This window comes from Chryseobacterium sp. DT-167 (genome assembly GCF_058310155.1).
Map to the genome: position 1 here is coordinate 61,240 of NZ_JBZEEQ010000003.1, position 25,748 is coordinate 86,987.

The 25,748-nt window shown below is 34.8% G+C and carries 23 protein-coding genes and 3 tRNA genes; 20 read left to right on the plus strand and 6 right to left on the minus strand.

Annotated elements, in window-relative coordinates; genetic code table 11:
• Positions 1–15: 15 nt before the first annotated feature.
• The 8 genes from AC4FQ5_RS05010 (at position 16) to AC4FQ5_RS05045 (ending at position 9,546) form a co-directional block, all read left to right on the plus strand.
• On the plus strand, positions 16–564 hold the full coding sequence (locus tag AC4FQ5_RS05010; RefSeq protein WP_491141400.1) for a type 1 glutamine amidotransferase domain-containing protein: 549 nt from the start codon (positions 16–18) through the stop codon (positions 562–564).
• Between the two features lie 286 nt (positions 565–850).
• Positions 851–2,656 (plus strand): translational GTPase TypA, encoded by a 1,806-nt coding sequence (typA, locus tag AC4FQ5_RS05015; protein ID WP_300351084.1) that lies wholly within the window; start codon positions 851–853, stop codon positions 2,654–2,656.
• A 115-nt stretch (positions 2,657–2,771) separates the two neighbouring features.
• The gene (locus AC4FQ5_RS05020; protein ID WP_491141401.1) at positions 2,772–4,373 is read left to right on the plus strand and encodes a glycoside hydrolase family 10-like protein; all 1,602 of its coding nucleotides are present in this window, start codon (positions 2,772–2,774) and stop codon (positions 4,371–4,373) included.
• Positions 4,374–4,674: 301 nt separating this feature from the next.
• Positions 4,675–5,226 carry a ferritin gene (locus tag AC4FQ5_RS05025; RefSeq protein ID WP_491141402.1) on the plus strand — a complete coding sequence of 184 codons (552 nt, stop codon included), beginning with the start codon at positions 4,675–4,677 and terminating at the stop codon, positions 5,224–5,226.
• 230 nt (positions 5,227–5,456) lie between these two features.
• The gene (ychF, locus tag AC4FQ5_RS05030; RefSeq protein ID WP_491141403.1) at positions 5,457–6,548 is read left to right on the plus strand and encodes a redox-regulated ATPase YchF; all 1,092 of its coding nucleotides are present in this window, start codon (positions 5,457–5,459) and stop codon (positions 6,546–6,548) included.
• Between the two features lie 84 nt (positions 6,549–6,632).
• A complete protein-coding gene (locus AC4FQ5_RS05035) occupies positions 6,633–7,721 on the plus strand; it encodes a hypothetical protein (RefSeq protein ID WP_491141404.1) in 1,089 nt (362 codons plus the stop codon).
• A 36-nt stretch (positions 7,722–7,757) separates the two neighbouring features.
• Entirely contained in the window at positions 7,758–8,696 is a 939-nt protein-coding gene (locus AC4FQ5_RS05040; RefSeq protein WP_491141405.1) for a helix-turn-helix domain-containing protein, read from the plus strand.
• A gap of 85 nt (positions 8,697–8,781) precedes the next feature.
• Entirely contained in the window at positions 8,782–9,546 is a 765-nt protein-coding gene (locus AC4FQ5_RS05045) for an SDR family NAD(P)-dependent oxidoreductase (protein WP_491141406.1), read from the plus strand.
• 90 nt (positions 9,547–9,636) lie between these two features.
• Here the strand turns inward: AC4FQ5_RS05045 and AC4FQ5_RS05050 are convergent, their stop codons facing one another.
• On the minus strand, positions 9,637–10,785 hold the full coding sequence (locus AC4FQ5_RS05050; protein WP_491141407.1) for a methionine aminotransferase: 1,149 nt from the start codon (positions 10,783–10,785) through the stop codon (positions 9,637–9,639).
• Between the two features lie 187 nt (positions 10,786–10,972).
• Between AC4FQ5_RS05050 and AC4FQ5_RS05055 the strand changes: the two genes are divergently transcribed.
• Genes AC4FQ5_RS05055 through AC4FQ5_RS05070 form a run of 4 tightly spaced genes read left to right on the plus strand, consistent with a single transcriptional unit; the run spans position 10,973 to position 16,626 of the window.
• Positions 10,973–12,859 carry a DNA topoisomerase IV subunit B gene (locus tag AC4FQ5_RS05055; RefSeq protein WP_491141408.1) on the plus strand — a complete coding sequence of 629 codons (1,887 nt, stop codon included), beginning with the start codon at positions 10,973–10,975 and terminating at the stop codon, positions 12,857–12,859.
• A 32-nt stretch (positions 12,860–12,891) separates the two neighbouring features.
• On the plus strand, positions 12,892–13,371 hold the full coding sequence (locus AC4FQ5_RS05060) for a hypothetical protein (RefSeq protein ID WP_491141409.1): 480 nt from the start codon (positions 12,892–12,894) through the stop codon (positions 13,369–13,371).
• 7 nt (positions 13,372–13,378) lie between these two features.
• Complete coding sequence (locus tag AC4FQ5_RS05065; RefSeq protein ID WP_491141410.1) at positions 13,379–15,961, plus strand: DNA gyrase/topoisomerase IV subunit A; 2,583 nt, start codon at positions 13,379–13,381, stop codon at positions 15,959–15,961.
• 11 nt (positions 15,962–15,972) lie between these two features.
• Entirely contained in the window at positions 15,973–16,626 is a 654-nt protein-coding gene (locus AC4FQ5_RS05070; protein ID WP_491141411.1) for a rhomboid family intramembrane serine protease, read from the plus strand.
• Between the two features lie 38 nt (positions 16,627–16,664).
• On the opposite strand, the gene prmC is transcribed toward AC4FQ5_RS05070, so the two are convergent.
• The 4 genes from prmC to AC4FQ5_RS05090 are packed head-to-tail and all read right to left on the minus strand — an operon-like array spanning position 16,665 to position 19,601.
• Entirely contained in the window at positions 16,665–17,516 is an 852-nt protein-coding gene (prmC, locus tag AC4FQ5_RS05075; protein ID WP_491141412.1) for a peptide chain release factor N(5)-glutamine methyltransferase, read from the minus strand.
• Positions 17,516–18,274: a peroxide stress protein YaaA gene (yaaA, locus tag AC4FQ5_RS05080; protein ID WP_491141413.1), complete on the minus strand. Its 759-nt coding sequence runs from the start codon at positions 18,272–18,274 to the stop codon at positions 17,516–17,518. The genes prmC and yaaA overlap by 1 nt, the downstream gene beginning before the upstream one ends.
• Before the next feature lie 2 nt (positions 18,275–18,276).
• Positions 18,277–18,978: a CPBP family intramembrane glutamic endopeptidase gene (locus AC4FQ5_RS05085; RefSeq protein WP_491141414.1), complete on the minus strand. Its 702-nt coding sequence runs from the start codon at positions 18,976–18,978 to the stop codon at positions 18,277–18,279.
• Between the two features lie 11 nt (positions 18,979–18,989).
• On the minus strand, positions 18,990–19,601 hold the full coding sequence (locus tag AC4FQ5_RS05090; protein WP_491141415.1) for an L-threonylcarbamoyladenylate synthase: 612 nt from the start codon (positions 19,599–19,601) through the stop codon (positions 18,990–18,992).
• A 99-nt stretch (positions 19,602–19,700) separates the two neighbouring features.
• Here AC4FQ5_RS05090 and AC4FQ5_RS05095 point away from each other — a divergent pair.
• From AC4FQ5_RS05095 to AC4FQ5_RS05110, 4 genes are all read left to right on the plus strand, one after another.
• Positions 19,701–19,773: transfer RNA gene (locus tag AC4FQ5_RS05095), tRNA-Met, on the plus strand.
• Between the two features lie 38 nt (positions 19,774–19,811).
• Positions 19,812–19,884 (plus strand) — tRNA-Met (locus AC4FQ5_RS05100).
• 37 nt (positions 19,885–19,921) lie between these two features.
• Positions 19,922–19,997: transfer RNA gene (locus tag AC4FQ5_RS05105), tRNA-Met, on the plus strand.
• A gap of 252 nt (positions 19,998–20,249) precedes the next feature.
• Positions 20,250–20,648, plus strand: coding sequence for a hypothetical protein (locus tag AC4FQ5_RS05110; protein WP_491141416.1), 399 nt, complete (start codon positions 20,250–20,252; stop codon positions 20,646–20,648).
• 47 nt (positions 20,649–20,695) lie between these two features.
• Here AC4FQ5_RS05110 and AC4FQ5_RS05115 read toward each other — a convergent pair whose 3' ends face one another.
• Positions 20,696–21,265: a hypothetical protein gene (locus tag AC4FQ5_RS05115; RefSeq protein ID WP_491141417.1), complete on the minus strand. Its 570-nt coding sequence runs from the start codon at positions 21,263–21,265 to the stop codon at positions 20,696–20,698.
• 321 nt (positions 21,266–21,586) lie between these two features.
• On the opposite strand from AC4FQ5_RS05115, the gene AC4FQ5_RS05120 reads away from it, so the two are divergent.
• The 4 genes from AC4FQ5_RS05120 (at position 21,587) to AC4FQ5_RS05135 (ending at position 25,713) form a co-directional block, all read left to right on the plus strand.
• Positions 21,587–21,952 (plus strand): BlaI/MecI/CopY family transcriptional regulator, encoded by a 366-nt coding sequence (locus AC4FQ5_RS05120; protein WP_491141418.1) that lies wholly within the window; start codon positions 21,587–21,589, stop codon positions 21,950–21,952.
• Between the two features lies 1 nt (position 21,953).
• The gene (locus AC4FQ5_RS05125; protein ID WP_491141419.1) at positions 21,954–23,912 is read left to right on the plus strand and encodes a M56 family metallopeptidase; all 1,959 of its coding nucleotides are present in this window, start codon (positions 21,954–21,956) and stop codon (positions 23,910–23,912) included.
• A gap of 75 nt (positions 23,913–23,987) precedes the next feature.
• The gene (locus AC4FQ5_RS05130) at positions 23,988–24,815 is read left to right on the plus strand and encodes a GLPGLI family protein (protein ID WP_491141420.1); all 828 of its coding nucleotides are present in this window, start codon (positions 23,988–23,990) and stop codon (positions 24,813–24,815) included.
• Position 24,816: 1 nt separating this feature from the next.
• Positions 24,817–25,713 (plus strand): GLPGLI family protein, encoded by an 897-nt coding sequence (locus AC4FQ5_RS05135; RefSeq protein ID WP_491141421.1) that lies wholly within the window; start codon positions 24,817–24,819, stop codon positions 25,711–25,713.
• Positions 25,714–25,748: the final 35 nt, after the last annotated feature.

A 25,748-nucleotide genomic window follows, 5' to 3' on the forward strand; every position in this document is an offset into this window, starting at 1 on the left:
CAAAAAATAAGTAATATGTCAAAGAAAATTGCAATTTTAGCAACACACGGATTTGAAGAAAGTGAATTGAAATCTCCAAAAGAGCATCTGGAACAACAGGGATGGACGGCTCATATTATCAGTCCGGAATCAGGGACGATAAAAGCATGGGCAGAAAAAGACTGGGGACAGGAATATGAGGTTGATAAAACTTTAGATGAGGTATCGGCTTCAGAGTATGACGCATTGGTTTTACCGGGCGGAGTAATCAATCCGGATCAGCTGAGAACCAATGAACAGGCTTTGAGTTTTGTAAGAGATTTTTTCAGTCAGCATAAACCTGTTGCAGCGATCTGTCACGGTCCTCAGATTCTGATCAACGCTGAAGTTGTAGAAGGAAGAAACCTCACTTCAGTAGATTCCATCAGCAAAGACCTTAAAAATGCAGGGGCTGTTTGGGAAGATAGTGAAGTAGTGGTAGATAATGGTTTGGTTACGAGCAGGACGCCAAAAGATCTTCCTGCTTTCAATGCTAAAATGGTAGAGGAAATCAATGAGGGAAAGCATGAAGATCAAAACGTATAATCAAATTGGATATGTACATATGCAAAAGGCTTGGATCTGTTGATTCAAGCCTTTTTTTGCATTTAAATTTTTATTGCTTCAGGATTTAAGTCTGGAAAATAAATCCTTCAAATAATTATCAGAATGTTCTTAATTTATCTTTTAGGCTCAGCTTAAAGTTTTTCAAAATTAATCATCCAAAACCCGTAACTTTACAAAACCTTCTCATTATGAATTTGTTAATTAATAAAACTTTTTGTGGTTAATTCATTAAAAATCACTAATTTCGCACCCGTAAAAATCATTCATGCAAAACATTAGAAATATTGCGATTATCGCACACGTTGACCACGGTAAGACTACCTTGGTTGATAAGATTATTCATGCTACAAACATTTTCAGAGAAAATCAGGAAAGTGGAGAATTAATAATGGATAATAACGATCTTGAAAGAGAAAGAGGGATTACCATTTTATCAAAAAATATTTCTGTAACTTATAAAGACGTTAAAATCAACGTTATCGACACTCCAGGTCACGCCGATTTTGGTGGTGAGGTAGAGAGAGTTCTTAAAATGGCAGACGGTGTGATCTTGTTGGTAGATGCGTTCGAAGGACCGATGCCACAGACAAGATTCGTACTTCAGAAAGCTTTGGAATTAGGTCTTAGACCTTTAGTGGTAATCAATAAAGTTGATAAACCAAACTGTCGTCCTGAAGAAGTTCACGATCAGGTATTTGATTTGTTCTTCAACTTGGAAGCTACCGAAGAGCAGTTGGATTTCCCAACCTTCTACGGTTCATCTAAACAAGGATGGTTCAACACTTCACTGGAACAAACGGATAACATTTTCCCATTATTAGACGGGATTTTACAATATGTTCCTGAGCCAAAAGTGGAGGAAGGTAACTTGCAGATGCAGATTGTTTCTCTTGATTTCTCTTCTTTCTTAGGAAGAATTGCAATCGGGAAAGTAATCAGAGGTGAGATTAAAGAATCTATGTGGATCGGTCTTGCTCAGGCAGACGGAAAAGTAGTGAAAGGAAAAGTAAAAGAACTATACGTTTTCGAAGGTCTTGGTAAGAAAAAAGTTACGGAAGTAAAAGCCGGAGATATCTGTGCTGTTGTAGGTTTTGATGCTTTCCAGATTGGAGATTCTTTCGTAGATCTTGAAAATCCTGAACCTTTGCCAAGAACGGCTATTGATGAGCCTACGCTGAACATGACGTTCTCGATCAACAATTCACCTTTCTTCGGTAAAGATGGTAAATATGTAACTTCAAACCACCTGAAAGAAAGATTAACGAAAGAATTAGAGAAAAACTTAGCATTAAGAGTTGAGCAGACTGATGATGCAAACACTTTCCTGGTATTCGGTAGAGGTATTCTTCACTTATCCGTTTTAATTGAAACGATGAGAAGAGAAGGGTATGAAATGACAATTGGTCAGCCACAGGTTATCTTAAGAGAAATCGACGGAGAAAAATGTGAGCCTTATGAATCTTTAGTAGTAGATGTTCCTGAAGAATATGCTTCAAGAGTTATCGATCTGGCTACTCAGAGAAAAGGTGATCTTCATATTATGGAAACGAAAGGTGAAATGCAGCACATGGAATTCGAAATTCCTTCAAGAGGTTTGATCGGATTGCGTTCTCAGATGTTGACAGCTACGGCTGGTGAAGCTATCATGGCTCACCGTTTCACAGAATATAAGCCTTTTAAAGGTGCGATTCCTGGAAGAAGTAATGGTGTGTTGATCAGCAAAACTCAGGGTCCTGCTACAGAATATTCTATTGCTAAACTTCAGGATAGAGGTAAGTTTTATGTTGATCCGGGTGAAGAGATCTATGCAGGTATGGTGATCGGTGAGCAAAACAAGCCGGGTGACCTAGTTGTAAACATTGTTGAAGCAAAACAGCTGAATAACATGAGAGCTTCAGGTAAAGATAAAGATACCGGAGTTGCACCAAAAATCTTATTCTCTCTTGAAGAATGTATGGAATATATCCAGTCTGATGAAGCGATCGAGGTGACTCCAAACTTCATCCGTATGAGAAAGAAAGTGCTTTCTGAAGAAGAAAGAAAAAGAATTGAAAGAGGAGCGAAAGCTTAGTCTTACATTCTTAAATATATTGAAGCCCCGAATTTTCGGGGCTTTTTTTGTTTTAATTATATTAAATTTTGTTATCTTGAAATTTTAAAATCATAATTAAATAGTCTATCAAAAAATGAAGATTGATAAAATAAAAATGATAATGTTGTTGGGCTTTTTCGCCTCATTCAGCAGTTCGTGTTCTGTACAGAAAAATACTTCAACGGTAAAAAATGCACCTAAAGAAAACAGATATAAAGCTAAACCTAAAGATTCTGCTGTTGCCGTTAAGCCACAGATAATCACACCCATCGAAGAAGACTTTAAAGTTAATCTTCCTGCAATCAATCGTGAATTTCGGGGTGCATGGGTTGCGAGTGTAGCCAATATCAACTGGCCTTCTAGAAATACCCTTTCTGTAGAGCAGCAAAAAGCAGAAGCCATTGCCATGTTAGATATGCTTCAGGAGAATAATTTCAACGCGGTAATTTTTCAGGCACGTCCTTCTGCAGACGCTTTGTATACAAGCGAATTGGAACCTTGGTCATATTTCCTTACAGGTAAAACAGGTCAGCCACCTTACCCGAATTATGATCCGCTACAGTTCTGGATCGAAGAATCACACAAGCGTGGAATGGAGCTTCATGTGTGGTTAAATCCTTACAGAGCACACCATTCCAACGGAGGTGCAGTTTCAAACCAGTCGATGGTGAATAAGCTTTCAGATATTACGGTAAGATTAAAAAATGGGATGTATTGGTTTGATCCTGCCAATCCGAAAACTCAGGGACACGTTTCCAATGTGGTGAAAGATCTGGTGAAAAGATATGATTTGGATGCCATACATTTTGATGATTATTTTTATCCTTACGCAACTTACAACAGTGGAAGAGATTTCCCGGATAATGCAAGCTGGAGCGCCTATCAAAGTTCAGGCGGAACTCTTACAAGAGCAGACTGGCGGAGAGACAGTGTTAATAAATTTGTGGAAAGAATTTATAAAGAAATTCATGCGGAAAAAAATTACGTACGTTTCGGAATCAGTCCGTTTGGGATTTGGAAGCCGGGTTATCCCGAAGGAATTGTTGGCTCATCTCAGTATGACGAATTGTTTGCTGATGCCAAATTGTGGCTGAATAAAGGATGGGTAGACTATTTTTCGCCTCAATTATATTGGCCGATAGAATCAAAAGGACAGGCTTTTGGCTCTCTGTTAAACTGGTGGAAGTCAGAAAACACAATGAGCCGACATCTTTGGCCAGGATTGAATACCGTAGAAATCAAAGTCTCTGACAGACCAACAGAAATTAAAAATCAGATTGAATTGTCAAGACAAATTCTGACAAACAACGCAGGTGAAATTCATTGGAGTATTGCGGGTTTAACGAAGAACTCAAATATGCTTCCCACTCTGAAAAACGGGCCATATAAAGAAAAAGCACTAACTCCAAAAAGTCCGTGGATTAAATCTGTTCCATTAGAAAAACCGACTTTGTTTACCAGCGATAACGGAAGTTTTATCCAGACAAGCTGGAGTTCCAAAAACATAGGAAATGTTTTTAAATGGGTACTTTTCACGCAATATAACGGAGTTTGGGAAACAGAAATTCTGACTTTGGATAACCTTTCAAAGGAAATTCCAAAAAGCAAAGACGGAAAAACTCTTAATGCTATTGCAATAAAAGCAATTGACCGTTTGGGAAATGAAAGTGATTACATGGCGAAGAAAGTGAAGTAGGTGCGAGAGTCGTAGAGGTTTAGAGTAAATTCTCACTGTCATTATGAATGAAAACAATGTGTAGTGAGAAATCTCTGATAATCTTATCAACTAAAATAAAGCTTATCGTTTGAAATATATAATTTAAAGCCAGCTCATAATATCGAGCTGGCTCTTTTGTTTTTAGACTCACTATAAATTAATGGTTTAAAATAATGATTTATAGATGATTGTGAATTATACATTTTCTATTATCTTAAAATTTTAAGCTATCGGAATCATTTTTGTATCATCAACTATAATCACTAAAAAATATACAATTATGAATACCAACAGACTTTCACATGAGTTGGAAAAAGCATTGAGCGATCAGATGAATAAAGAAATTCATGCATCTCACACATTTTTATCATACGGAATCTGGGCAGATGACAAAGGGTATGGCGGTATTGCCAATTTCCTTTACAGACATGCTCAGGAAGAAAGAAATCATTCGATTAAGTTTATGGAATACGTTTTAAACAGAGGCGGAAAACCAAAAGTTGATGCGATTCCTGCCCCACCAAGTGATCCCAACTCGCTGACTGAATGTTTTGATAATGTTTTCAGACATGAAGTGGATAATACAACATCAATTTACAGAATTGTCGACTTGTCTTTAGAGCAAAAAGACTGGGCAACATGGAATTTCATGCAATGGTTTGTAAAAGAGCAGATAGAAGAAGAAACACTGGCGCAAAACCTGATCGATAAATTGAAAATTGCAGGCGGAGACCGAGCTTCAGGCGAATCTCTGTTCTCTCTGGATAAAGCTTTGGAATCGGCTCCCGATGATGCAAAAATGGCTCAGGAGGCTACAGGAGACAATCCATAAAAACACATTGAGAAAATTATTATTTCTGAAAATCTGTCAATTAATTGGCAGATTTTTTTATTATGAAAATCACCTTAAAATTACTATCTTTGCACGCTTAAAGTTCAAGGTTTTCATATTCAGAATAAAAAGCTGGATTTGTTTCACACTCTGATCTTTAAGGATAAAACTTTGAATTTTACAATATGAAACCGTAAGGTTGCATAGTATTAATAAAATAAAATTTCGTTATGAAATGTGGAATCGTAGGCTTACCGAATGTAGGTAAATCAACTCTTTTTAACTGCTTAAGCAATGCTAAAGCGCAATCAGCCAATTATCCTTTCTGTACGATTGAGCCTAATTTAGGAACAGTTTCAGTACCGGATCAGAGATTATTTGAGCTTGAAAAACTGGTAAACCCTGAAAGAGTTTTACCGGCTGTTGTAGAGATCGTTGATATTGCCGGTTTGGTAAAAGGAGCGAGCAAAGGTGAAGGTTTGGGAAATCAGTTTCTTGCCAACATCAGAGAATGCGAGGCGATTATTCATGTTTTAAGATGTTTCGAAAACGGAAATATCATTCACGTTGAAGGTTCTGTAGATCCGATGAGAGATAAGGAGATTATCGATATCGAGCTTCAGTTGAAAGACTTGGAAACTGTGGGAAAAGCAGTTGAAAAAGCTAAAAAATTCATCAAGTCTGGAAAGAAAGAAGATATTCTGACTTATGAAACGCTTCAAAAACTTGAAAAATTTATCGAAGATGGTAAAAATGCAAGAGAATTCCCGATGGATGATTTTGCTGCATCAATTATAGAGGGCGTTCAATTGTTGACCAACAAACCCGTTCTTTACGTTTGTAACGTAGACGAAAATTCTATTAAAAACGGAAACGAGTGGATTGCCAGAATTGAAGAAATGGCTCAGAAAGAAAACGCAGAAGTTGTTGTTCTGGCAGCTCAGATTGAAGCTGACATCAACGAACTCGAAACTTTTGAAGAGAGAGAGATTTTTCTTGAAGAATTGGGACTGACTGAACCGGGAGTAAACCGTCTGATCAGAAAAGCATACGATTTATTGAAACTTCAGACCTATTTTACAGCCGGAGTCAAAGAAGTTAGAGCATGGACAATCGGACAAGGTTGGACTGCTCCTCAAGCTGCAGGTGTGATTCACACGGATTTTGAAAAAGGTTTTATCCGTGCTGAAGTAATTAAATACAATGATTATGTTAATTATGGTACGGAAGCCAAAGTAAAGGAAGCAGGAAAGCTTTCTGTTGAAGGAAAAGAATACATCGTACAAGACGGTGATATTATGCACTTCAGATTTAATGTTTAAAAGTATTAAAAGTTAGTTATAGTATTTTAAAGAGCGCTCTCATGAATTTGGGAGCGCTTTTGCTATATTTATAAAATTTTTTTAATGAAATATTTTGGTTTTCTTCTGGTTATGTTTTGTTTTTCTTGTTCAAAAAATCTTGAGGAAAGATGTTTTATTCAGGAAAATGAAAAATATTTTAATGGTTCTGAAATTGAAGAGCCATTTAGTATAGATAAGATTATTAAAAATAAACCTGACTATCTTCAAATCATTAATCTTAAAAAATTCAGGAGTTTTAAAAAAGACAGTACAGATTACAGTAAAAATTTTCAAACTTATGAGGCTGATGAAAAATATTTAAATGATCAGAAAATACTGTTTGCAGATTTTAATGAGAAATTTTTCGGACAATTTCGTTATTCGTCTCAACAGATTTCCGATCAGGTAAGTTATGCATTAGGAGAAAACGGATTGGGATATTGGCTTTTAGAAATAAAAAATAACAATCCTCGCGCCTATTTTTTAGGGCTAAGTTATAGTCATTACCATTTTAATAAAGTTCAGGATAGCCAAATTGTGAAAGATGGTTTTCTCCAAATTGAAGGGAGTTTTGTAAAAACTGCAAGCAACTTTGCATTGAGGGGAAGAGAGTTTACATCTATTGGTGACGGAAAATTATTTAAAATAAAACTGGACGATTTAACTAAAGATTCTGATCAAGATGGCTTCAACGATATTTTTGAAAATAGTTTCGGTTTAAATCCAAATAGTAAAGATACAGATGAAGACGGAATTGATGATTTTAATGATCATAATCCTCTCTTTAAATCTGAGAAAAATAGATTTACTAAATTATATGCAGATCTTATTTCTCAACATTTAGGTGTAGTAAAGGAAAATTTGCATAAAATGCCTTACTTCTTTTTGCCATACGAAACGGACTGCGATTACTTTAAAAATATAAATCCTGATGCGAAAGTTTTAATAATGCCTACAGAAAAAAGTAAACAACCATATTATGTTCAGGTAACTGATATTTTTAACGGCGGTTATTCTAAAATTAAAAAAGATGATAAAAATCCTAATCTATTTTATATTCATGAATCAGGTGGTGGAGACGTGATAGATTATAGTGCCGAATTTAAAAATGGAGTCTGGATTTTAAAAAATATTGGTGGAGTAGTTTCATAATATATTTCTATATTTGAATTATACAAATTCCGCATCATGGAAAAAATAGCTCACGCATCTTTAGAAGATTTTTATGGCGAAATGGCGCAAGTGCTTGGCAAAGATCTGGAAAGTATTTTTCCTAAAGGTCTTCACAAAGATATTGGTCATTTTAATGTTTTTGATATTGCACAAACCCTTGCGAATGTCAAAAAGACTTCTGAAATGCCTTACAATAGAAGAAAATATTATAAAATAAGTCTGATTCGGGGTAAAAACAGAGCGGAATATGCGGATAAAGTAATTTCCATTAAAAAGAACGCATTGCTTTTTGCAACGCCAAAAGTTCCTTATCATTATGTTCCCGAAGATAATGATCAATCCGGAAGCTTTTGTGTTTTTACTGCCGATTTTTTTAGTAAAAATCAGTCTCAGAATATTCTTGAAGATCTGCCTTTATTTCAGCCTGGTGCAATTCCTGTTTTTGAAATTGAAGATGAAATGGCTGAGGAAATTGAGAGCCTGTTTTCAAAAATTAAAAAAGAAATCGATTCTGATTACGCTTTTAAATATGATCTGATCAGAAATTACGTTTTTGAATTGATTCATTACGGACAAAAATTACAGCCCGCAGCTAAAATTTCGACTTCTCACAATGCTTCGCTTCGGGTGGTTTCTTTATTTATTGAGCTGCTTGAAAGACAGTTTCCAATAGAGTCTCCCGAACAGAGGATTCAGTTGAAAGTTGCCAAAGATTATGCAGACAGACTGGCGATTCATGTGAATTATTTAAATAAAAATTTAAAAGAAAACACAGGCAAAACCACTACCGAATTCATTGCAGACAGAATCATTCAGGAAGCAAAAATCTTATTAAAGCAAACCAAATGGAATGTTTCTGAAATTTCTTATGCTTTGGGATTTGAAGAGATCGCTCACTTTTCAAATTTCTTTAAAAGAAAAACTGCAGTTGCTCCTCTTGAATTTCGCTCATAATTTGAATTTTGCAAATTTCAGATTGATTGAAGCAAACAAACAATCTGTAAAATGACGGAACTTTGTCTCAATAAAAAAATCAAAAATGGATAACAGAACAAAAATCGCATTGATTACTGGCGGAAGCCGCGGATTAGGAAAAAATTCAGCATTGAAAATTGCTCAGAAAGGTCTTGATGTTATCATCACGTATCACAGCAATAAAGAAGAAGCTGAAAATGTAGTGAATGAAATAAAAGCTTTGGGAAGAAAAGCAATTGCTTTTCAGTTAGATACAAGAAATATAAAAAGCTTTGACGCATTTATTAAAAGTGTAACAGACCATTTAAAAGAAAATACAGGAAGCGGAAACATCGATTACCTGATCAACAATGCCGGAACTGCATTATATTCGCCCATAATGGAAACTACAGAAGACCAGGTAGATGAAATGTTTAATATCCATTTCAAAGGAGTATTCTTTTTGACTCAAAAGTTTTTGCCATTCATCAATGACGGTGGTGGAATCATAAATGTTTCTTCAGGTTTGGCGAGATTTGCTTTGCCGGGATCATCCGTTTACGGTTCTATGAAAGCAGGAATTGAAATGCTGACAAAATATATGGCTAAAGAATTGGGCGCAAGGAAAATCAAAGTCAATGTCGTTGCTCCCGGAGCTATAGAAACTGATTTTGGTGGTGGAAGAACGAGAGACGATAAAAATATCAATGCCATGATCGCCGGGAATACGGCTTTAGGAAGAGCAGGTTTGCCGGACGATATTGGTGGAGTGGTGGCATTCCTTTGTACAGAAGACGCTCGTTGGATTACAGCACAAAGAATTGAAGCTTCAGGTGGAATGTTCTTTTAAATAAAATATTTTTTCTCTCGCAGATTGAGTAGATTATGCAGATCAAATAAAAATCTGCTCGATTTGCTTAATCTGCGAGAGATTTATTTTTTACAACTTGTCCAAATTCTCGATCGCTTTTTCCAAAGTTTCCTGTTTCTTGGCAAAACAAAGTCTGATCACATTTTCATTCAGCTTATTTTTATAAAAAGAAGAAAAAGGAACGCTCGCAACCTTATGAGTAACGGTAAGTTCTGTCGCAAAGTCAAAATCTGGTTTATCTGAAATTTTATCATACTTCAAAGCCTGGAAATACGTTCCTTCACAACCCAGCAACTCAAAAGAAGTATTGGCTAAACCCTGCCTTAAAAAATCTCTTTTTTCCAGGAAAAACTGATTGAGACCAAGATAATGGTCATCATTTTTCATGTATTCTGCCAAAGCCATTTGAATCGGTGTGTTGACAGAAAATACATTGAATTGATGTATTTTTCTGAATTCATCTGTTAAAGCTTTCGGAGCTGCACAATATCCGATTTTCCAGCCTGTAACGTGGAAAAGTTTTCCGAATGAGGCAACCAAAAGACTTCTTTCTTTCAGTTCGGGATATTTGCAGATGCTTAAATGCTCGTTTCCGTCAAAAACGATATTTTCATATACTTCGTCACTTAAAATAAGGATTGAAGTATCTTTTACAATTTTTATTAGTTCCTGAATATCATTTTCCTTCAAAATCTTTCCTGATGGATTGTTTGGGTTATTCAGAATGATCATCCTGGTTTTTTCAGAAACCAAATTTTTCACTGCATTCCAGTCAATTTCATAATTAGGAGCTTTCATTTCAAAACGCTTGACAATTCCTCCAAAAAGCTCAACGGTCGGTTCGTAACAATCATAAGCTGGTTCAAAAATAATTACTTCATCTTCTTTTTTAACGAAAGTAGCAATGGTTGTAAAAATTGCCTGAGTTCCGCCTGCAGTAATTGTAATTTCAGAATCCGGATGATAAATTGCTTGGTGACTTTTTTCGATCTTCCGTGCTATTTCTTCTTTCAGACCGATCATTCCGCCCATTGGAGAATATTGGTTAAACCCTTTTTGTATAAACTGATTAACGAGATCCAATAATTCTGAGTCGGGCATAAAATCAGGAAACCCTTGAGATAAATTGATGGCTTCGTTTTCGTTTGCCAATTGTGTCATCTGACTGAAAATCGTAGTGCCGACATTTGAAAGTTTAGAAAAAGGTAGGTGTATCATGAAAGAAAAATTTTTGCTTAGTTCGAATGTACAGCATTTTTTGAAATTTAATGATATGGTAATGTCAAAAATTGTTTTATAATAGAATTAAAAGCGTTTTTTGTATCAAAAATAGTAAAAAAACGAACCAGAATATTGGGATAATTTTGTTCTATTTCGTACTTTTGTATGTTTGCTGAAATTACTTATGTCACAAGAAATAAACCCTGTATATTCCGAAGATAACATCAGAACCCTCGATTGGCAGGAGCACATCCGTTTACGTCCCGGAATGTATATCGGGAAGTTGGGCGATGGTTCCTCTGCGGATGATGGTATTTATATTTTACTCAAAGAAATTCTTGATAACTCGATCGATGAATTCAGGATGAAATCCGGTAAGAGAATTGAAATAAAAGTCGATGACGGAAAAGTGACGATCCGTGATTTTGGTCGTGGAATTCCATTAGGAAAAGTCGTTGATGCGGTTTCAAAAATGAATACAGGAGGAAAATATGACAGTAAAGCCTTTAAAAAATCTGTCGGTTTGAATGGTGTTGGTACAAAAGCTGTAAACGCCCTGTCAGATTATTTCCGGGTACGTTCTTTCCGTGAAGGGAAAATGAAAATGGCTGAGTTTTCAAGAGGGATCATTACCGAAGATCATGCTGAAAAAGACACTTCAGACAGAAACGGAACTGAAATTTCGTTTGTTCCCGATGCCGATATTTTCCTTCATTTTAAATTCAGGAAAGAGTATATCGAAAGAATGCTCCGAAATTATTCTTACCTGAATCCGGGACTGAAAATTCTTTTTAACGGTGAAACTTTTTATTCTGAAAACGGACTTAAAGATTTGCTGGAAGAGGAACTGGAAAATGATGTGTTGTATCCGATCGTTCATTTGAGAGATAATGACATCGAATTGGCGGTAACGCATACTGATAAATCGCAGACAGAAACTTATTTCTCTTTCGTCAACGGACAAAATACAACGCAGGGTGGAACGCATCTGAATGCTTTTCGTGAAGCCTATGTGAAAACCATCCGTGAGTTTTTCAATAAAAACTTTGATGCTTCGGATATTCGTAAATCTATCGTTGCGGCAATTTCCATCAATGTTGAAGAGCCTGTATTTGAATCTCAGACAAAAACTAAATTGGGATCCAACGATATTGGTCCGAATGGTCCTACCGTAAGGATTTTTATTATTGATTTCTTAAAAAGCAAATTAGATAATTTCCTGCACAAAAATCCTGAGATTGCTGATGCGATTCAGAGAAAAATTTTGATTTCAGAAAGAGAAAGAAAAGAACTTTCAGGTATTCAGAAATTAGCAAGAGAAAGAGCGAAAAAAGTTTCGCTTCACAATAAAAAACTTCGTGACTGCAGACAGCACTACAACGATCAGAAAGCTGAAAGAAAAGCTGAAACTCAGATATTTATCACCGAGGGAGATTCTGCTTCCGGATCTATCACAAAATCGAGAGATGTAGAAACCCAGGCTGTTTTTTCATTAAAAGGTAAACCATTGAACTGTTATGGCTTAACAAAAAAAGTGGTGTATGAAAATGAAGAATTCAACCTTCTTCAGGCAGCTTTGAATATCGAAGAAAGTCTTGAAGATCTAAGATACAATCAGGTCATTATTGCAACTGATGCCGATGTTGACGGAATGCACATCCGACTTCTGATGATTACGTTTTTCCTTCAGTTTTTCCCTGATGTGATCAAAAACGGACATTTATATATTCTTCAGACTCCCTTATTCAGGGTTAGAAATAAAAAGGAAACCAGATATTGCTATTCTGAGCTTGAACGCGTGAAAGCATTAAACGAATTAGGCAAAAACCCTGAAATTACCCGATTTAAAGGGTTGGGAGAGATTTCGCCGGACGAATTTAAAAATTTCATCGGAAAAGACATTCGTCTGGAGCCTGTTGTTCTGGGAAAAGATCAGACTATTGAGCAGCTTTTAGAATTCTACATGGGCAAAAATACACCAGACAGGCAGGTCTTTATTCTTGAAAATCTGGTTATAGAAGATTCAAATATCAGCGACAAAGAAATTGTCATTCAGGCGGAAGATTTTTAATAAGAACAACAAAAAACACAAACACAAATCAAATGAGATTAAGTAACCGTACCAAAACTCCCATTTACAACTTTATCAACACATTATTATTAATGATTTTATTGGGAGGAATTATTGCTTTTATTATGGAACAGTATAAATTTCGGATTTTAGGAGGGTTAAGCTACCTTTTGATTATCGTTCCGCTTCTGTTTTTAACTATTTATTATTTAAGCGGAAGACAGATTTTTGAGTATGACAGTGACGGGGAAGCTCTTCATTTCAGAAACAGGAATGTTGTTCCTTTTTTGACCAGACCTTTGAACGACGAATTTCCAAAATATAAATTGATGAAATTTGAGACTCTGAGTATTCTGTTCTTTGTCAGAAGATTATATATTACCATTTCCAGTAAAAACAGCGGTTCCACAATTTTGAAATACGAGATCTCATATTTAACTCAGAAAGAAATCAACGATTTAAAAATTTCACTTAATAAAGTGATAAAAGCAAACAAAGAAAGAATACATTAAGAAAGTAATGATAGAAGAAAACTCTCACGAAGGCGAAAGCTTAAAAAAAGTTTCAGGACTGTACAAAGACTGGTTTCTGGATTATGCATCTTATGTGATTTTAGATAGAGCCATCCCATCTGTTTATGATGGTTTCAAGCCTGTTCAGCGTAGAATTATGCATTCAATGCGTGAGCTTGAAGATGGAAGATACAATAAAGTCGCCAATATTGTCGGAAATACGATGAAATATCATCCTCACGGTGATGCATCGATTACCGATGCAATGGTGGGAATCGGGCAGAGAGAGCTGTTGATTGATACTCAGGGAAACTGGGGGAATATTTATACAGGAGATTCTGCTGCTGCGGCGAGATACATTGAGGCGAGACTTACTCCTTTTGCTTTGGAAGTGGTTTTCAACCCTAAAACCACCGTTTGGTCAAAATCTTATGACGGCAGAAATAACGAACCGGTAGATTTGCCCGTAAAATTCCCGTTGCTTCTGGCTCAGGGAGTTGAGGGAATCGGAGTTGGGCTTTCTACAAAGATTCTTCCTCATAATTTTAATGAGTTAATCAATGCTTCGGTAGCTTATCTGAAAGGTAAAAAGTTTGAACTTTTCCCTGATTTTCTGACGGCAGGTTATCTTGATGTTTCAGAATACAATGACGGTCACAGAGGCGGAAAAGTAAGAGCCAGAGCTAAGATTTCTCAGGTAGATAAACATACTCTGATGATTTCAGAGCTGCCTTTTTCCAGAAATACAGGTGATTTGATTGATTCCATCATCAAAGCCAACGAAAAAGGAAAAATTAAAATTAAAAAAATTGAAGATAACACGTCAGACAAAGTTGAGATCCTGATCTATCTTCACAACGAAGTCTCGCCGGATAAAACGATTGATGCTTTGTATGCATTCACCGATTGTCAGGTAACGATTTCTCCCAATGCCTGTGTCATTGTAGGTGACAAACCAATGTTTTTGAATGTTTCCGAAATTTTAAAAATGAATACCGATCACACGGTTTCGTTACTGAAAAGAGAATTGGAAATCGAGTTGAACGAACTACAGGAAAGCTGGCATTTTTCTTCACTGGAAAGAATTTTTATTGAGAACAGAATTTACCACGATATTGAAGAAGTAAAAAGTTGGGAAGATGTTTTAACAACGATTGCTGAAGGCTTAAAACCACATACAGCCCATCTTTTGAGAGAGGTGACAGAAGAAGATATTCTGAGATTAACCGAGATCAGAATTAAAAGAATTTCAAGATTTGATTTAGATAAATTTAAAGAGAATATATTATCACTTGAAGGCAAAATCGAGCAGGTAAGACACCATTTGGCAAACTTGATCGCTTATGCGATTGATTATTATTTAAATATTCAGAAAAAATACGGAAAGGGCAGAGAACGCAAAACGGAACTGAGAATTTTTGATACCATCGATGCCACAAAAGTAGCTGTGGCAAATGAGAAGTTTTACGCCAATTTTGAAGAAGGCTTCATAGGAACTTCTCTGAAAAAAGATCAGTTTTTATTTGACTGCTCAGACATCGACGACATTATTACATTCCGAAAAGACGGAAGTATGAAAGTCGTGAAAGTGGAAGCCAAAACATTCATCGGAAAAGATATTCTGCACGTTGCCATCTGGAAGAAAAATGATAAGCGTACAGTTTACAACATGATCTACCGCGAAGGAATGCAGGGACCTTATTATATGAAACGTTTTTCTGTAACCGGTGTGACAAGAAACACCGATTATCGTTTAGCTTCTGATGCAAAAGGTTCTGAAACTCTTTATTTTTCGGCAAATCCGAATGGTGAAGCTGAAACTGTAACAGTCCTTTTAAAACCCAACCCAAGAATCAGAAAAAACAAAATGGATATTGATTTCTCCGAAATAGGAATCAAAGGGCGTGATTCAAAAGGTAATCTGGTGACCAAATATTCGGTGAAGAAAGTAGATCTCAAAGAAGAAGGTGTGTCAACTTTAGCACCGCGAAAAATCTGGTTTGATGATACGGTAAGACGTTTGAATGCTGATGCAAGAGGAACTTTATTGGGGAGCTTTAAAGGAGATGATAAAATTTTAACCGTCAATTCTCAGGGTGAAGCAAAGCTGATCAGTTTCGACCTTGGAAACCGTTTTGACGATGAGTATATCATTCTCGAAAAGTGGAGACCACAGCAACCGATCACCTGCATTTATTATGACGGCGAAAAAGATATTTATTTTATCAAAAGATTTTTGCTTGAAAATACGACCAATCCGCAGAACTTTATGCCATCCGAACATCCAAAATCTTTTATAGAAAGAATTTTGGTTTCAAATGGTACGACCGCAGAAATTATTTTTGCAAAAGATAAAGGAAAAGAACGTGATCCTGAAACCGTAAACATCGATGAATTTATTGGTGTGAAAGGAATAAAAGCCATCGGAAACCAGTTTACCAAATTTAAAGTAAAAGCCATCAATATTACCATTCCTGAACCGGAAGAAGAAGAACCGGAAGTTTATGAGGAACCAGATACTACTTCATCTGCAGATGAGGAAGGCGGTACAATCGGAGATTTGTTTGAGGGTGGAAGTAATGAAAATTAAAAAAGAAAAATATGAGTATTTTAATATTGATTATAGCAGTAACTGCCATTATTAGCTTTATAGCTTTTAATAATCAGGTTATTTTTGAAAAATATAAATTTAATGTAGCGGAAATTATTAGTAGAAAAGAATATTTCAGATTACTTTCTGCCGGTTTTCTACATGCCGATATGATGCATTTGCTCTTTAATATGATGACTTTGTATTTCTTCGGACCTGTTATATTAGAAGGATTCGGCGCTGTAGGATTTATTATTATTTATATCGGATCAATTCTTTTGGGAAATATTTTTTCACTATTTATTTATCAAAAACAGCCTTGGTATTCTGCAATAGGGGCAAGCGGAGGAGTTTCGGGAGTTTTGTTTGCAGCGATTGCAATGGCTCCGAAAATGAGTCTTTTTCTGTTTTTTATTCCGATTCCAATCCCTGGATTTGTATTTGGACTTTTATATTTCGGATATTCTGTTTACATGATGCTAAATCCGAAGCAATGGGATAATTTGGGACATGCAGCACATTTAGGAGGAGCATTTTTCGGGTTGGTATATGCAATTGCCACTCAACCGGAAGCAGCTTTAGAAAATTCTTTATTTATAGGAATTATGGCATTACCGCTTCTCTATTTATCTTACGAAATATTCATAAAGAAAAGAATCGGTTAGTTTAACCGATTCTTTTTATTTTTAAAGCTTTGCATTTATCATTTTATTCCAAAAACAAATCGGTCGTTATCAGATAAATCCTTGATCAATTCAGCTTTTGAGAATCTGTCTTTATATAATTCTAAAGTTTCCTGACCTAGTTTCTGATTGATTTCCAAAAATAACAATCCGTTCTTATTCAAATGCTTATGTGAATCATCTGCGATCTTTCGATAAAAGATCAAAGCGTCTGAAACTGGAGAAAAAAGAGCCATTGTAGGTTCAAATCCCTTTACAGAATCTTCAATTTCTACTTCTTCTTCAATTCCGATATAGGGCGGATTTGAAATAATTACCTCATAATTTTCATTTAAATCAAAATTCAAATAATCGGCATGAATTAATTTGATGTCAAGCTGATGAAAAGCTGCATTTTTTTTGGCAACTTCCAGAGCTTTTTCAGAAAAATCAATGGATGTAACTTGTGCATCCGGAAAATATTTCTTTAAAACTAAAGGAATAACACCGCTTCCTGTTCCGATGTCTAAAATCTTTAAACCTTGAGATCTCAACCCTGAACTTTGAATTTTGTGAATTGCCAATTCCAACAATTCTTCCGTTTCCGGACGCGGAATTAAAACATTTTCATTCACAAAAAAAGACATTCCGTAAAATTCTGTTTCTCCTAAAATATGTTGGTATGGTTTTCCTGTCTTCAATTCTGAAATAATATTTTGAAGCTGACTTTTATTCTCATCCGACAATATGTTTTCAGAAAATATTCTTTGTTGAATTTGATTAAATCCTAAAATATTTTCAATAAAAATTGAATAAAGGAAATCTGTTTCAGAATCTGTATACAGTTCTGAAAGTTCGGCTTTAAATTTATTTTTAGAATCTGCGATTGTCATTATCTTGTAAAAACCAATTTAGAATCTGTAGATTTTTCTTCATCTATTCTGTAACCTTCATAGTTGAAAGCTTTCACATCATTCAAAGTTTTAGCTTGAGTTTCTGCGCAGAATCTCACGACCAGACCTCTCGCATGTTTTGTGTAAACAACGATGGTTTTGAGCTTTCCTTCTCTCAATTCGTAAAATTCGAAATCAATGACTTTATGATTTAATTTTTTACGGTCAATGACTTTAAAGTACTCATTGCTGGCAAGGTTCAAAAGTATTTCGTTTTTTTTCATTTCAGAATTGAGTTGTTCTGTCACTTTTTCAGTCCAGAAAGAGTAAAGGTTTTTATACTCATCAAATTCAAATGGCCTTCCCATTTCCAATCGGTAAAGCATGACTTTGTCGGAAGGTTTCAGCAAACCGTACAATCCTGAAAGCATTCGATAGTTTTTCTGAAGATAATCAACTGCTTTTTTGTCAAGAGTTTTTACGTCTAAACCTCTGTAAACTTCTCCTGTAAAGGCAAACATTGCAGGTGAAGATTCTTTTGCGGTAGGTTTTGCTTTCCATTTTTGATTTCTTTCCCAGTTTTCATCTGCCAGTTTTGGCGAAATTTCCATAAGCTCAGAAAGATATTTTGGCGATTTATGCTTTAGAAAAGAATGTATAAATTTCGCTTCTTCAATGAATTTTGGAGTTGTACTTCTCAACAGATCTGTCGAGTTTTCTGTATTCATCAATTTGGCGGGTGAGGTTATGATTTTCATAGTTAAAAGGCAGATAAGTGTTTAAGATCAATCAGATTCATGATCATTAAAGAAATAAAGTCAAACATAAAATGACAAATGATCAGAATCTTGATGTTTGAATATAGTTTGTAAAACATTGCAAATACAATTCCGATAAAAAAAGGAACAACAACTTGGCCAATTGTTCCGTAGGTACTGTGGAGAATTGCAAATAAGGATGCAGATACAATAATTCCTAGTGCAGGACTGTTGTAAATCTTCTCAATTCTTGGCTGAATATAAGCCCGCATCAATAATTCTTCAATAACTCCCGCTGTAAAACTTGTAAAAATGATCAGAAAGTAATTGTTTTTGAAAATTGAACTGAGCTGCATCAGTTTGTCACTTACCTTTTCATGGGTAAGAAGCATAATAATTCCATTCAGAAAAGCTCCGCCAATAGCACAGATAAGATATAGGCAAATGACTGCACCAAAATAGAAACCCACAGAATATTTTTTGTCTTCCCAAACAAAGAAAGACCTGTTTTCAATGAAAAAGTTATAGAATAATATTAATATTAAAACTAGCCAGAGCGAAAGCCTGTTATAAAGAAATAAATCTGGAGTTATACTTTTAAAATGAAAGAATTGATTGAGCAATGGAATCGAATAAAGCATCGACAAGGCAAGGAATACAAAAGTGAGTACAATGCCTACAGAATATTTTCCGTTAAGACTCATCCCTTATGCTTTTAAATTTCGCCTTTTCCCTGTCTTATTACTTCCGGCTCACCAGAAGTAAGATCAACAATTGTAGATGCCATATTATCACCATAACCTGAGTCTATCACAATGTCTACAAGATGATCATATTTTTCAGCAATCAGTTCAGGATCGGTAGAGTATTCGATGATTTCATCATCATCCTTTATAGATGTTGATGCAATCGGATGCCCCAGTTTCTCGACAATAAGTTGCGTAATCGAGTGATCAGGAACACGGATTCCTATTGTTTTGTGATTTTTATATGCTAAAGGTAAATTTTTATTGGCTTCCAGAATAAAAGTAAACGGACCCGGAAGATGACTCTTCAAAAACCTGAAAACAGAAGTGTCAATAGGTCTCGTAAAATCTGAAAGATGGCTGAGATCATTACAGATAATAGAGAATTTTGCTTTATCTAATTTCTGTTTTTTGATCTGAGCGAGTTTTTCCATTGCTTTAATATCAAAAATATTACAGCCTAATGCATAAACGGTATCAGACGGATAAATAATCAGTCCGCCATTGTTCAGAGTTTTAATCACCTCATTGATAAGATTTTCCTGAGGATTGTCCGGATAAATTCTTAATATTTTTGCCATAATCAAAGATACAAATATTTAAATTATTTTCGTGAAGTGCTTTATTTACAAGAAAAACTTGCACTTTTGAAATAAATTCGTATATTTGCAATCCAATATCGCGGGATGGAGCAGTAGGTAGCTCGTCGGGCTCATAACCCGAAGGTCATCGGTTCGAGTCCGGTTCCCGCTACTAATTAAGTGCTTTCGGTAAGCACTCTAAAGATACACCGCGGGATGGAGCAGTAGGTAGCTCGTCGGGCTCATAACCCGAAGGTCATCGGTTCGAGTCCGGTTCCCGCTACTAAATTAAGTGCTTCGGTAGCACTCTAAAGATACATCGCGGGGTAGAGCAGTAGGTAGCTCGTCGGGCTCATAACCCGGAGGTCGCACGTTCGAGTCGTGTCCCCGCTACCAACAGGAGAATCAGAAATGGTTCTCCTTTTTTTGTGCCATAAACTTTGAGATATTATTGGAAGAAATAAAATTTTGGAAATTGACAGATATTATTCAAAACATATTTGTTTGTTGAAAAAAACAATAAAAATACAGATAATAAGAAAAATTTTCAATAAACTTGATACTTGGGATTTCCTTATGTTTTGAATTGGCAACATCTTAGGAAATTTAAGTTTATTAAAAAAATATAATTACACAAAGAAAAAAGTTATGGAAAATTTACAACAAACAAAGGTCAGGAAGATTGAGGCTTTTTTGAAAAAATGGTTTGAGCACTTTGATGATCTGGATGAAAACAGCTTCTTCCTGCACTATCTATCGGAAGATGTGGCAATGAAATTCCCAGGATGCGATTTGTTTACCGGGCACGAAGGATTCAGTAACTGGTTTACAGAATCTAAAAATAATCTTCTGGGCAAAACCATTCATCATATTTCTGATATTCATATAAAAGAAACTGTCAAAGATCAGTTTGATATCACCTTTAAAGTAAGATATGTCGCAGAAATGAAAGAACAGAAAATTGATATGAACGTAAAAGAAAATTGGAAATTAACTTGGGATGAAGCAAAAGATCAGCCTGTAATATCTGAATATATAGTAAGTTAATTTTTAGCAAAAAAAATCCCGCTTTTTAAAAGCGGGATTTTTTTTATTTAGTTAACCAGAGTGTCAAAATTCTGAAGTTTAAATTCATCAGATTTTAATTGGTCAAAGTAGGTTGATTTGTTGTTGCCCTTCATCTTTTTCACCGCACCTACAGCTCCGGAGAAATCTTTGTCAATTTTTGTGGCAATTTCTGTTGGTTTAAAATCCAGCTTTACACTGTCATCAGCAACGCCTAAGTATCCGTTTTTTTTAGTTACATAATTGATGTAATTTTCGTAAATTCCTAATGTGTTTCTGAAATACTGAGTGTGGTAATTGAGGCATTTTTTAGTGAGTTTAGATTTTCCTAAGATACAGCTTGCCATATTTCCTTTATACAGATCAAATTCCTGAGAAACTTTATCGTATTCATTTTTCAAAGCTGCTTTTCCGTTATTTAGAACAGTGGCATCACCTTGCTTTTCGCTGATCTTTTTTAAATGTTCCACAACAACGGGAACTGTTGCTTCGATCTTTGATTTTGCTTCGGTAACTGAGCCGAAAACCGATGACGTCTGAGCCGATGTCATGCTAAAAATAAACAATAATAAAACGGTAAGTAGATTATATCTTTTCATGAGAAATTTTTAAAGCACTAAAATAAATATATTTTCTCAGTTTAAGCAAGTAGATTTTAATTTTATTTAATAAAAATTAACAAGTTTTAAGAATTTACCGCTAAATAATGTCGATTTATGCTAAATAATAGGTCATAAAATAAGGTTTATTAAAAATTTAACATATTTTAATAAAAATTATCGCATTGATTATCAGTTAAATATGTTGTTATTTTATTTATCACTAAAAAAATAGTTTTTTGAATCAATTTAATTTCTACATTTGTATAACTAATTTAATAGTGATATGAAAAACATATCCGGAATTGAAAAAAGAATATTATGAAAATTCAGAATTTAACGAAAGCAGAAGAACAGGTAATGCAGTATTTATGGAAGATTGAAAAAGGTTTTCTGAAAGACGTTCTTGATCTTTTCCCCGAGCCGAAGCCTCATACCAATACTGTTTCAACAATTCTGAAGGTTTTGAAGGATAAGGAATTCGTCGACTACAGTGTATATGGAAGGCAACACGAATATTTTCCTCTTGTCTCTAAAGAGCAATATTCTGGTAAGACGATGAAAAGTCTGGTTAAAAATTATTTTAAAGGTTCCTATAAAAGTGCTGTTTCTTTTCTGGTTGAAAAAAATGAAATGACCGTAGAAGATCTTGAAATGCTTTTAAACGAACTTAAAAACAAAGACTAATATGGAAGCACTGATTTTATATTTCGGAAAAGTAATCATCTGTTCGGGTGTAATGTTTTTGTATTATCAGTTGTCTTTAAAAGACAGAACGTTTCATCATTATAACAGATTTTACCTTTTGTCGGCAATGCTGATCTCAATTTTGCTGCCTTTGATCAAAGTAGAATACTTTACCATTGAAGTGAGTAACGATCTGTATTTGCTCATTAATAAATTACAAAATTTAAACACAAATAAAACACCAGACAATGATAACATTTATTTTAGAATTATTTTTTCAGCTTTGGGACTGGTGTCTTTCTATTTTTTAGGAAGACTAGCCTACGGAATTTTAAAAATATCAAAGTTTAAAAATCAGTTTCATAAAGAAACTTTCGAAGGGGTCAATTTCTATCAGACCAACCTTTCAGAAGCACCATTTTCATACTTTAAAAATCTGTTTTGGAAGAATTCGATTGTGATCAATTCAGACATTGGTAAGCAAATTTTGAAGCATGAGATGGTTCATATTGAGCAGAAACACTCATACGATAAGATTTTTATTGAGATCATGACCGCTGTTTTCTGGTTCAATCCGTTCTTTCATATCATTAAAAAAGAAATAAGCTTAATTCACGAATATCTGGCTGATAAAAAAGCCGTCAAAAAATCGGACACAAAAGCATTTGCGCAGATGCTTTTAGCAAGCCACTTTTCCGGAACACAGTTGCCTGCGACCAGTCCGTTTCTAAGTTCAAACCTTAAAAAAAGACTCAAAATGTTACAAAAACCCCAAACAAAATTCGGGTATGCGCGAAGAATATTTGCACTGCCGGTTTTATTTACCGTTGCCTTTGCTTATATGGTAAATGCGAAGAATAAGGAAATCACAGAAACCAATATCGAAATTGAAAAAACAGTTTCTGAAATTAAAAAAGATACCATTTCGCCAAAAAACAATATTGACCAAATTGTAGAAAGACAGGAAGCCAAAATTTCAAAAGCCAACGAAAAGCTAAAAATTCAGGCTGAAAAGTTGAAAACGCTAAGCGAAAAATCAAAAGAAAAAGCTTTGGAACTTAAAAAAATAGCCAAAGAAAAAGGTGAAAACAGCTATGATTTTGAATTGAAAGCAAAAGAACTGAAGCAGCTTTCCGGTGAAATGGATAAGATTGTTGATAAAGACCTTGCCTATCAATTGGATTTTGATAAAATAGAGAATTTGAGAGCTAAATTACTTTCAGAAAATCCGGAGCTAAAATTTAAGAATTTAGAATTTAAAAGAGTTTTCCCTGATGGTGATAACTACAGAATCCAAATGGATGGAAATGAGCATGATATAGAAAAATTATTTGATTCTAAAGAATTCAGAGAAAATTCAGGAATGAGTGAAGTAAAGATTAAAGCTTTGAAAGAAAAAATGAATAATCCTGAATTTAGAGATAAATTAAATAAAGTCAATAAGCTGTATCTAAACGGAAGCGGAGTGTATTCAGGAAGTAATTTTCCAAAGTTTGAGGTAGAATCTCATTTTAAAAGCCCTTCAAATCTTTCTAAAAAAGATCAAAGAAAACTTGAAAAATTAGCCAAAGAAAAAGCTGAATTGTCAAGAAAACAAGCTGAAATTTCCAAAAAACAAGCAGAAATTGTAAGAGAAAAGACTCAGAATAATCCTTGGATAATCTCTGTAGATGCTCATGCAAAGCCAAATGTAAAATATACAGTAAAATCAAGTTACATTGATGGGACTAAGCTGAATGACAAAGCTATAGCGATTGCGAAAACATATCAAAAAGATGGTTTCAAAAATCTTGTAAAATCTGACTTAGATGATAACATAAAAATTTATATCAACGGTAAATCTGTTTCAAAAGAAGAAATGAATAATCTTAATCCAAACGATATTTCATCAATTAATGTCAATAAATCAAATTCTAACGGAAAGCAGACCGGAGAAATTCATATAAAAATAAAAGATTAGATCAAGTGGAAGAATTGGTGAAAGGAAATATTCTGAAGCCAAAACAAGAAAATTCTCACAAAATAAAAATAAAAAATGAAATTAATTGCAGCTTTGAGTTTACTTATCATCGGGATATCGGCTAATGCACAAAACAAAAGATTCTCGTATGAGTATAAATTCATTCCGGATTCTACGAATATTTCAGATGTGAAAACCGAAATTATGAATTTGGATGTGACCGCAGAAGGATCAAAATTCTACAGCTATACAGTTTACAACTCAGATTCCATTATGAAAGTTGATCTTGAAAAACAGCTGTCTGCAACGGGTGCAATTAATATAAAATCTGATATGCGAAAAGGCTTGGTACAGTACAGTATCTCAAAAAAATATCCTAAGTATGAAGTCTTTTTGCATAACAGAATTCTTTCAGACTTTTACAAAGTTTCCGATGAAAGACCGATAGAATGGAAAATAAGTTCCGAGAAACAGAAAATTGGTGAATGGGTGACACAAAAAGCAGAAACCGATTTTGCAGGAAGACATTGGATCGCTTGGTTTACGACTGATATTCCGATTCAGGACGGACCTTACAAATTTCACGGACTTCCCGGTTTAATTGTCAGATTGGAAGACCAGACAAAATCTCATCTTTTTAGTTTACAGGGTGTGAAAAATATCAACTCTATCCCCGGAGATGTTTTCGGAGCGAAAGAAATTGCCGTCAATTCAAAACAATACAGTAAGTTGCTTAGAGATTACGAAAATGATCCTACGAAAGGTCTCAAACAAATGCAAATGGGAGGTGTAACGATGATTATGAAAGACGGTCAGAATAATCATATGAAAGATCAGGAAGGGCGTCTGAAAGCCGCTATGAAAAAAAATAACAATAAAATAGAACTCAATACAGCCAAATAAAATGAAAAAAATATATTTTGGATTACTATTAGGAATTTTCTGTTCCGTTTCAGCACAAAACCGTTTTTTTTATGAGTATAAATTCATTTCAGATTCTACCGATAAAGCAGATGTGAAAAAGGAAATGATGCTTTTGGATATTGATAAAAACGGATCAAGCTATTACAGCCAGGATAAATTTATAGCAGATTCTACATCAAAAGCTGATCTGGAGAAACAACTAAAACTCAGCCCAAACAACATCAATATCAGCAGAAGAGAGAAGCCGGGACAGGTTTCTTATAAAGTGACAAAGCAATATCCGGACTTCAAAACGTATCTCTTTACAAGAATTTCCAGTGACAGTTATAAGATTGAAGAAGACCAGAAACCAGAATGGAAAATTCTTCCGGATAAGCAGAAAATAGGGGAGTATAATGCTCAAAAAGCTACAACAAAGTTTGGAGGTAGAGAATGGACGGCTTGGTTTTCGACAGATTTACCGTTTCAGGATGGGCCGTATAAGTTTTACGGACTTCCCGGTTTAATTGTAAAAATTGAAGATAAAACAGGTTCTCATTCGATGACGTTGGTTGGAAATAAAACGATTGCAATTGCTGCTGAAAAAGAGACGGAACTTCCGCAAGGAGTTCAGGTCTATGGAATGGGCGGAAAAGATATTGAAATTAATAAAAGCCAATTCAAAAAAGCCTGGAAATCTTACGTAAATGATCCTACGAAAAATATGCGAGAAATGATGATGAAGAACACCGAAACAAACAAGGTAGTTTTCAAAACAACATCAGCAAACGGAAAAGAAATTTCAGATCCGAATCAGGTTTTCAGAGAGATGGAAAAGAAAGCGAAAGAAGGTTTTAAAAAGAATAACAATCCTATTGAGCCTGATTTATACAAATAAAATCATCAAAATTAATTTCCCTGTCACTAAATGAT

Bases quoted from the DNA above. Each gene is read 5' to 3' on its own strand.
- AC4FQ5_RS05010 (WP_491141400.1), top strand. From the start codon at position 16: ATGTCAAAGAAAATTGCAATTTTAGCAACACACGGATTTGAAGAAAGT.
- typA (WP_300351084.1), top strand. From the start codon at position 851: ATGCAAAACATTAGAAATATTGCGATTATCGCACACGTTGACCACGGT.
- AC4FQ5_RS05020 (WP_491141401.1), top strand. From the start codon at position 2,772: ATGAAGATTGATAAAATAAAAATGATAATGTTGTTGGGCTTTTTCGCC.
- AC4FQ5_RS05025 (WP_491141402.1), top strand. From the start codon at position 4,675: ATGAATACCAACAGACTTTCACATGAGTTGGAAAAAGCATTGAGCGAT.
- ychF (WP_491141403.1), top strand. From the start codon at position 5,457: ATGAAATGTGGAATCGTAGGCTTACCGAATGTAGGTAAATCAACTCTT.
- AC4FQ5_RS05035 (WP_491141404.1), top strand. From the start codon at position 6,633: ATGAAATATTTTGGTTTTCTTCTGGTTATGTTTTGTTTTTCTTGTTCA.
- AC4FQ5_RS05040 (WP_491141405.1), top strand. From the start codon at position 7,758: ATGGAAAAAATAGCTCACGCATCTTTAGAAGATTTTTATGGCGAAATG.
- AC4FQ5_RS05045 (WP_491141406.1), top strand. From the start codon at position 8,782: ATGGATAACAGAACAAAAATCGCATTGATTACTGGCGGAAGCCGCGGA.
- AC4FQ5_RS05050 (WP_491141407.1), bottom strand. From the start codon at position 10,785: ATGATACACCTACCTTTTTCTAAACTTTCAAATGTCGGCACTACGATT.
- AC4FQ5_RS05055 (WP_491141408.1), top strand. From the start codon at position 10,973: ATGTCACAAGAAATAAACCCTGTATATTCCGAAGATAACATCAGAACC.
- AC4FQ5_RS05060 (WP_491141409.1), top strand. From the start codon at position 12,892: ATGAGATTAAGTAACCGTACCAAAACTCCCATTTACAACTTTATCAAC.
- AC4FQ5_RS05065 (WP_491141410.1), top strand. From the start codon at position 13,379: ATGATAGAAGAAAACTCTCACGAAGGCGAAAGCTTAAAAAAAGTTTCA.
- AC4FQ5_RS05070 (WP_491141411.1), top strand. From the start codon at position 15,973: ATGAGTATTTTAATATTGATTATAGCAGTAACTGCCATTATTAGCTTT.
- prmC (WP_491141412.1), bottom strand. From the start codon at position 17,516: ATGACAATCGCAGATTCTAAAAATAAATTTAAAGCCGAACTTTCAGAA.
- yaaA (WP_491141413.1), bottom strand. From the start codon at position 18,274: ATGAAAATCATAACCTCACCCGCCAAATTGATGAATACAGAAAACTCG.
- AC4FQ5_RS05085 (WP_491141414.1), bottom strand. From the start codon at position 18,978: ATGAGTCTTAACGGAAAATATTCTGTAGGCATTGTACTCACTTTTGTA.
- AC4FQ5_RS05090 (WP_491141415.1), bottom strand. From the start codon at position 19,601: ATGGCAAAAATATTAAGAATTTATCCGGACAATCCTCAGGAAAATCTT.
- AC4FQ5_RS05110 (WP_491141416.1), top strand. From the start codon at position 20,250: ATGGAAAATTTACAACAAACAAAGGTCAGGAAGATTGAGGCTTTTTTG.
- AC4FQ5_RS05115 (WP_491141417.1), bottom strand. From the start codon at position 21,265: ATGAAAAGATATAATCTACTTACCGTTTTATTATTGTTTATTTTTAGC.
- AC4FQ5_RS05120 (WP_491141418.1), top strand. From the start codon at position 21,587: ATGAAAATTCAGAATTTAACGAAAGCAGAAGAACAGGTAATGCAGTAT.
- AC4FQ5_RS05125 (WP_491141419.1), top strand. From the start codon at position 21,954: ATGGAAGCACTGATTTTATATTTCGGAAAAGTAATCATCTGTTCGGGT.
- AC4FQ5_RS05130 (WP_491141420.1), top strand. From the start codon at position 23,988: ATGAAATTAATTGCAGCTTTGAGTTTACTTATCATCGGGATATCGGCT.
- AC4FQ5_RS05135 (WP_491141421.1), top strand. From the start codon at position 24,817: ATGAAAAAAATATATTTTGGATTACTATTAGGAATTTTCTGTTCCGTT.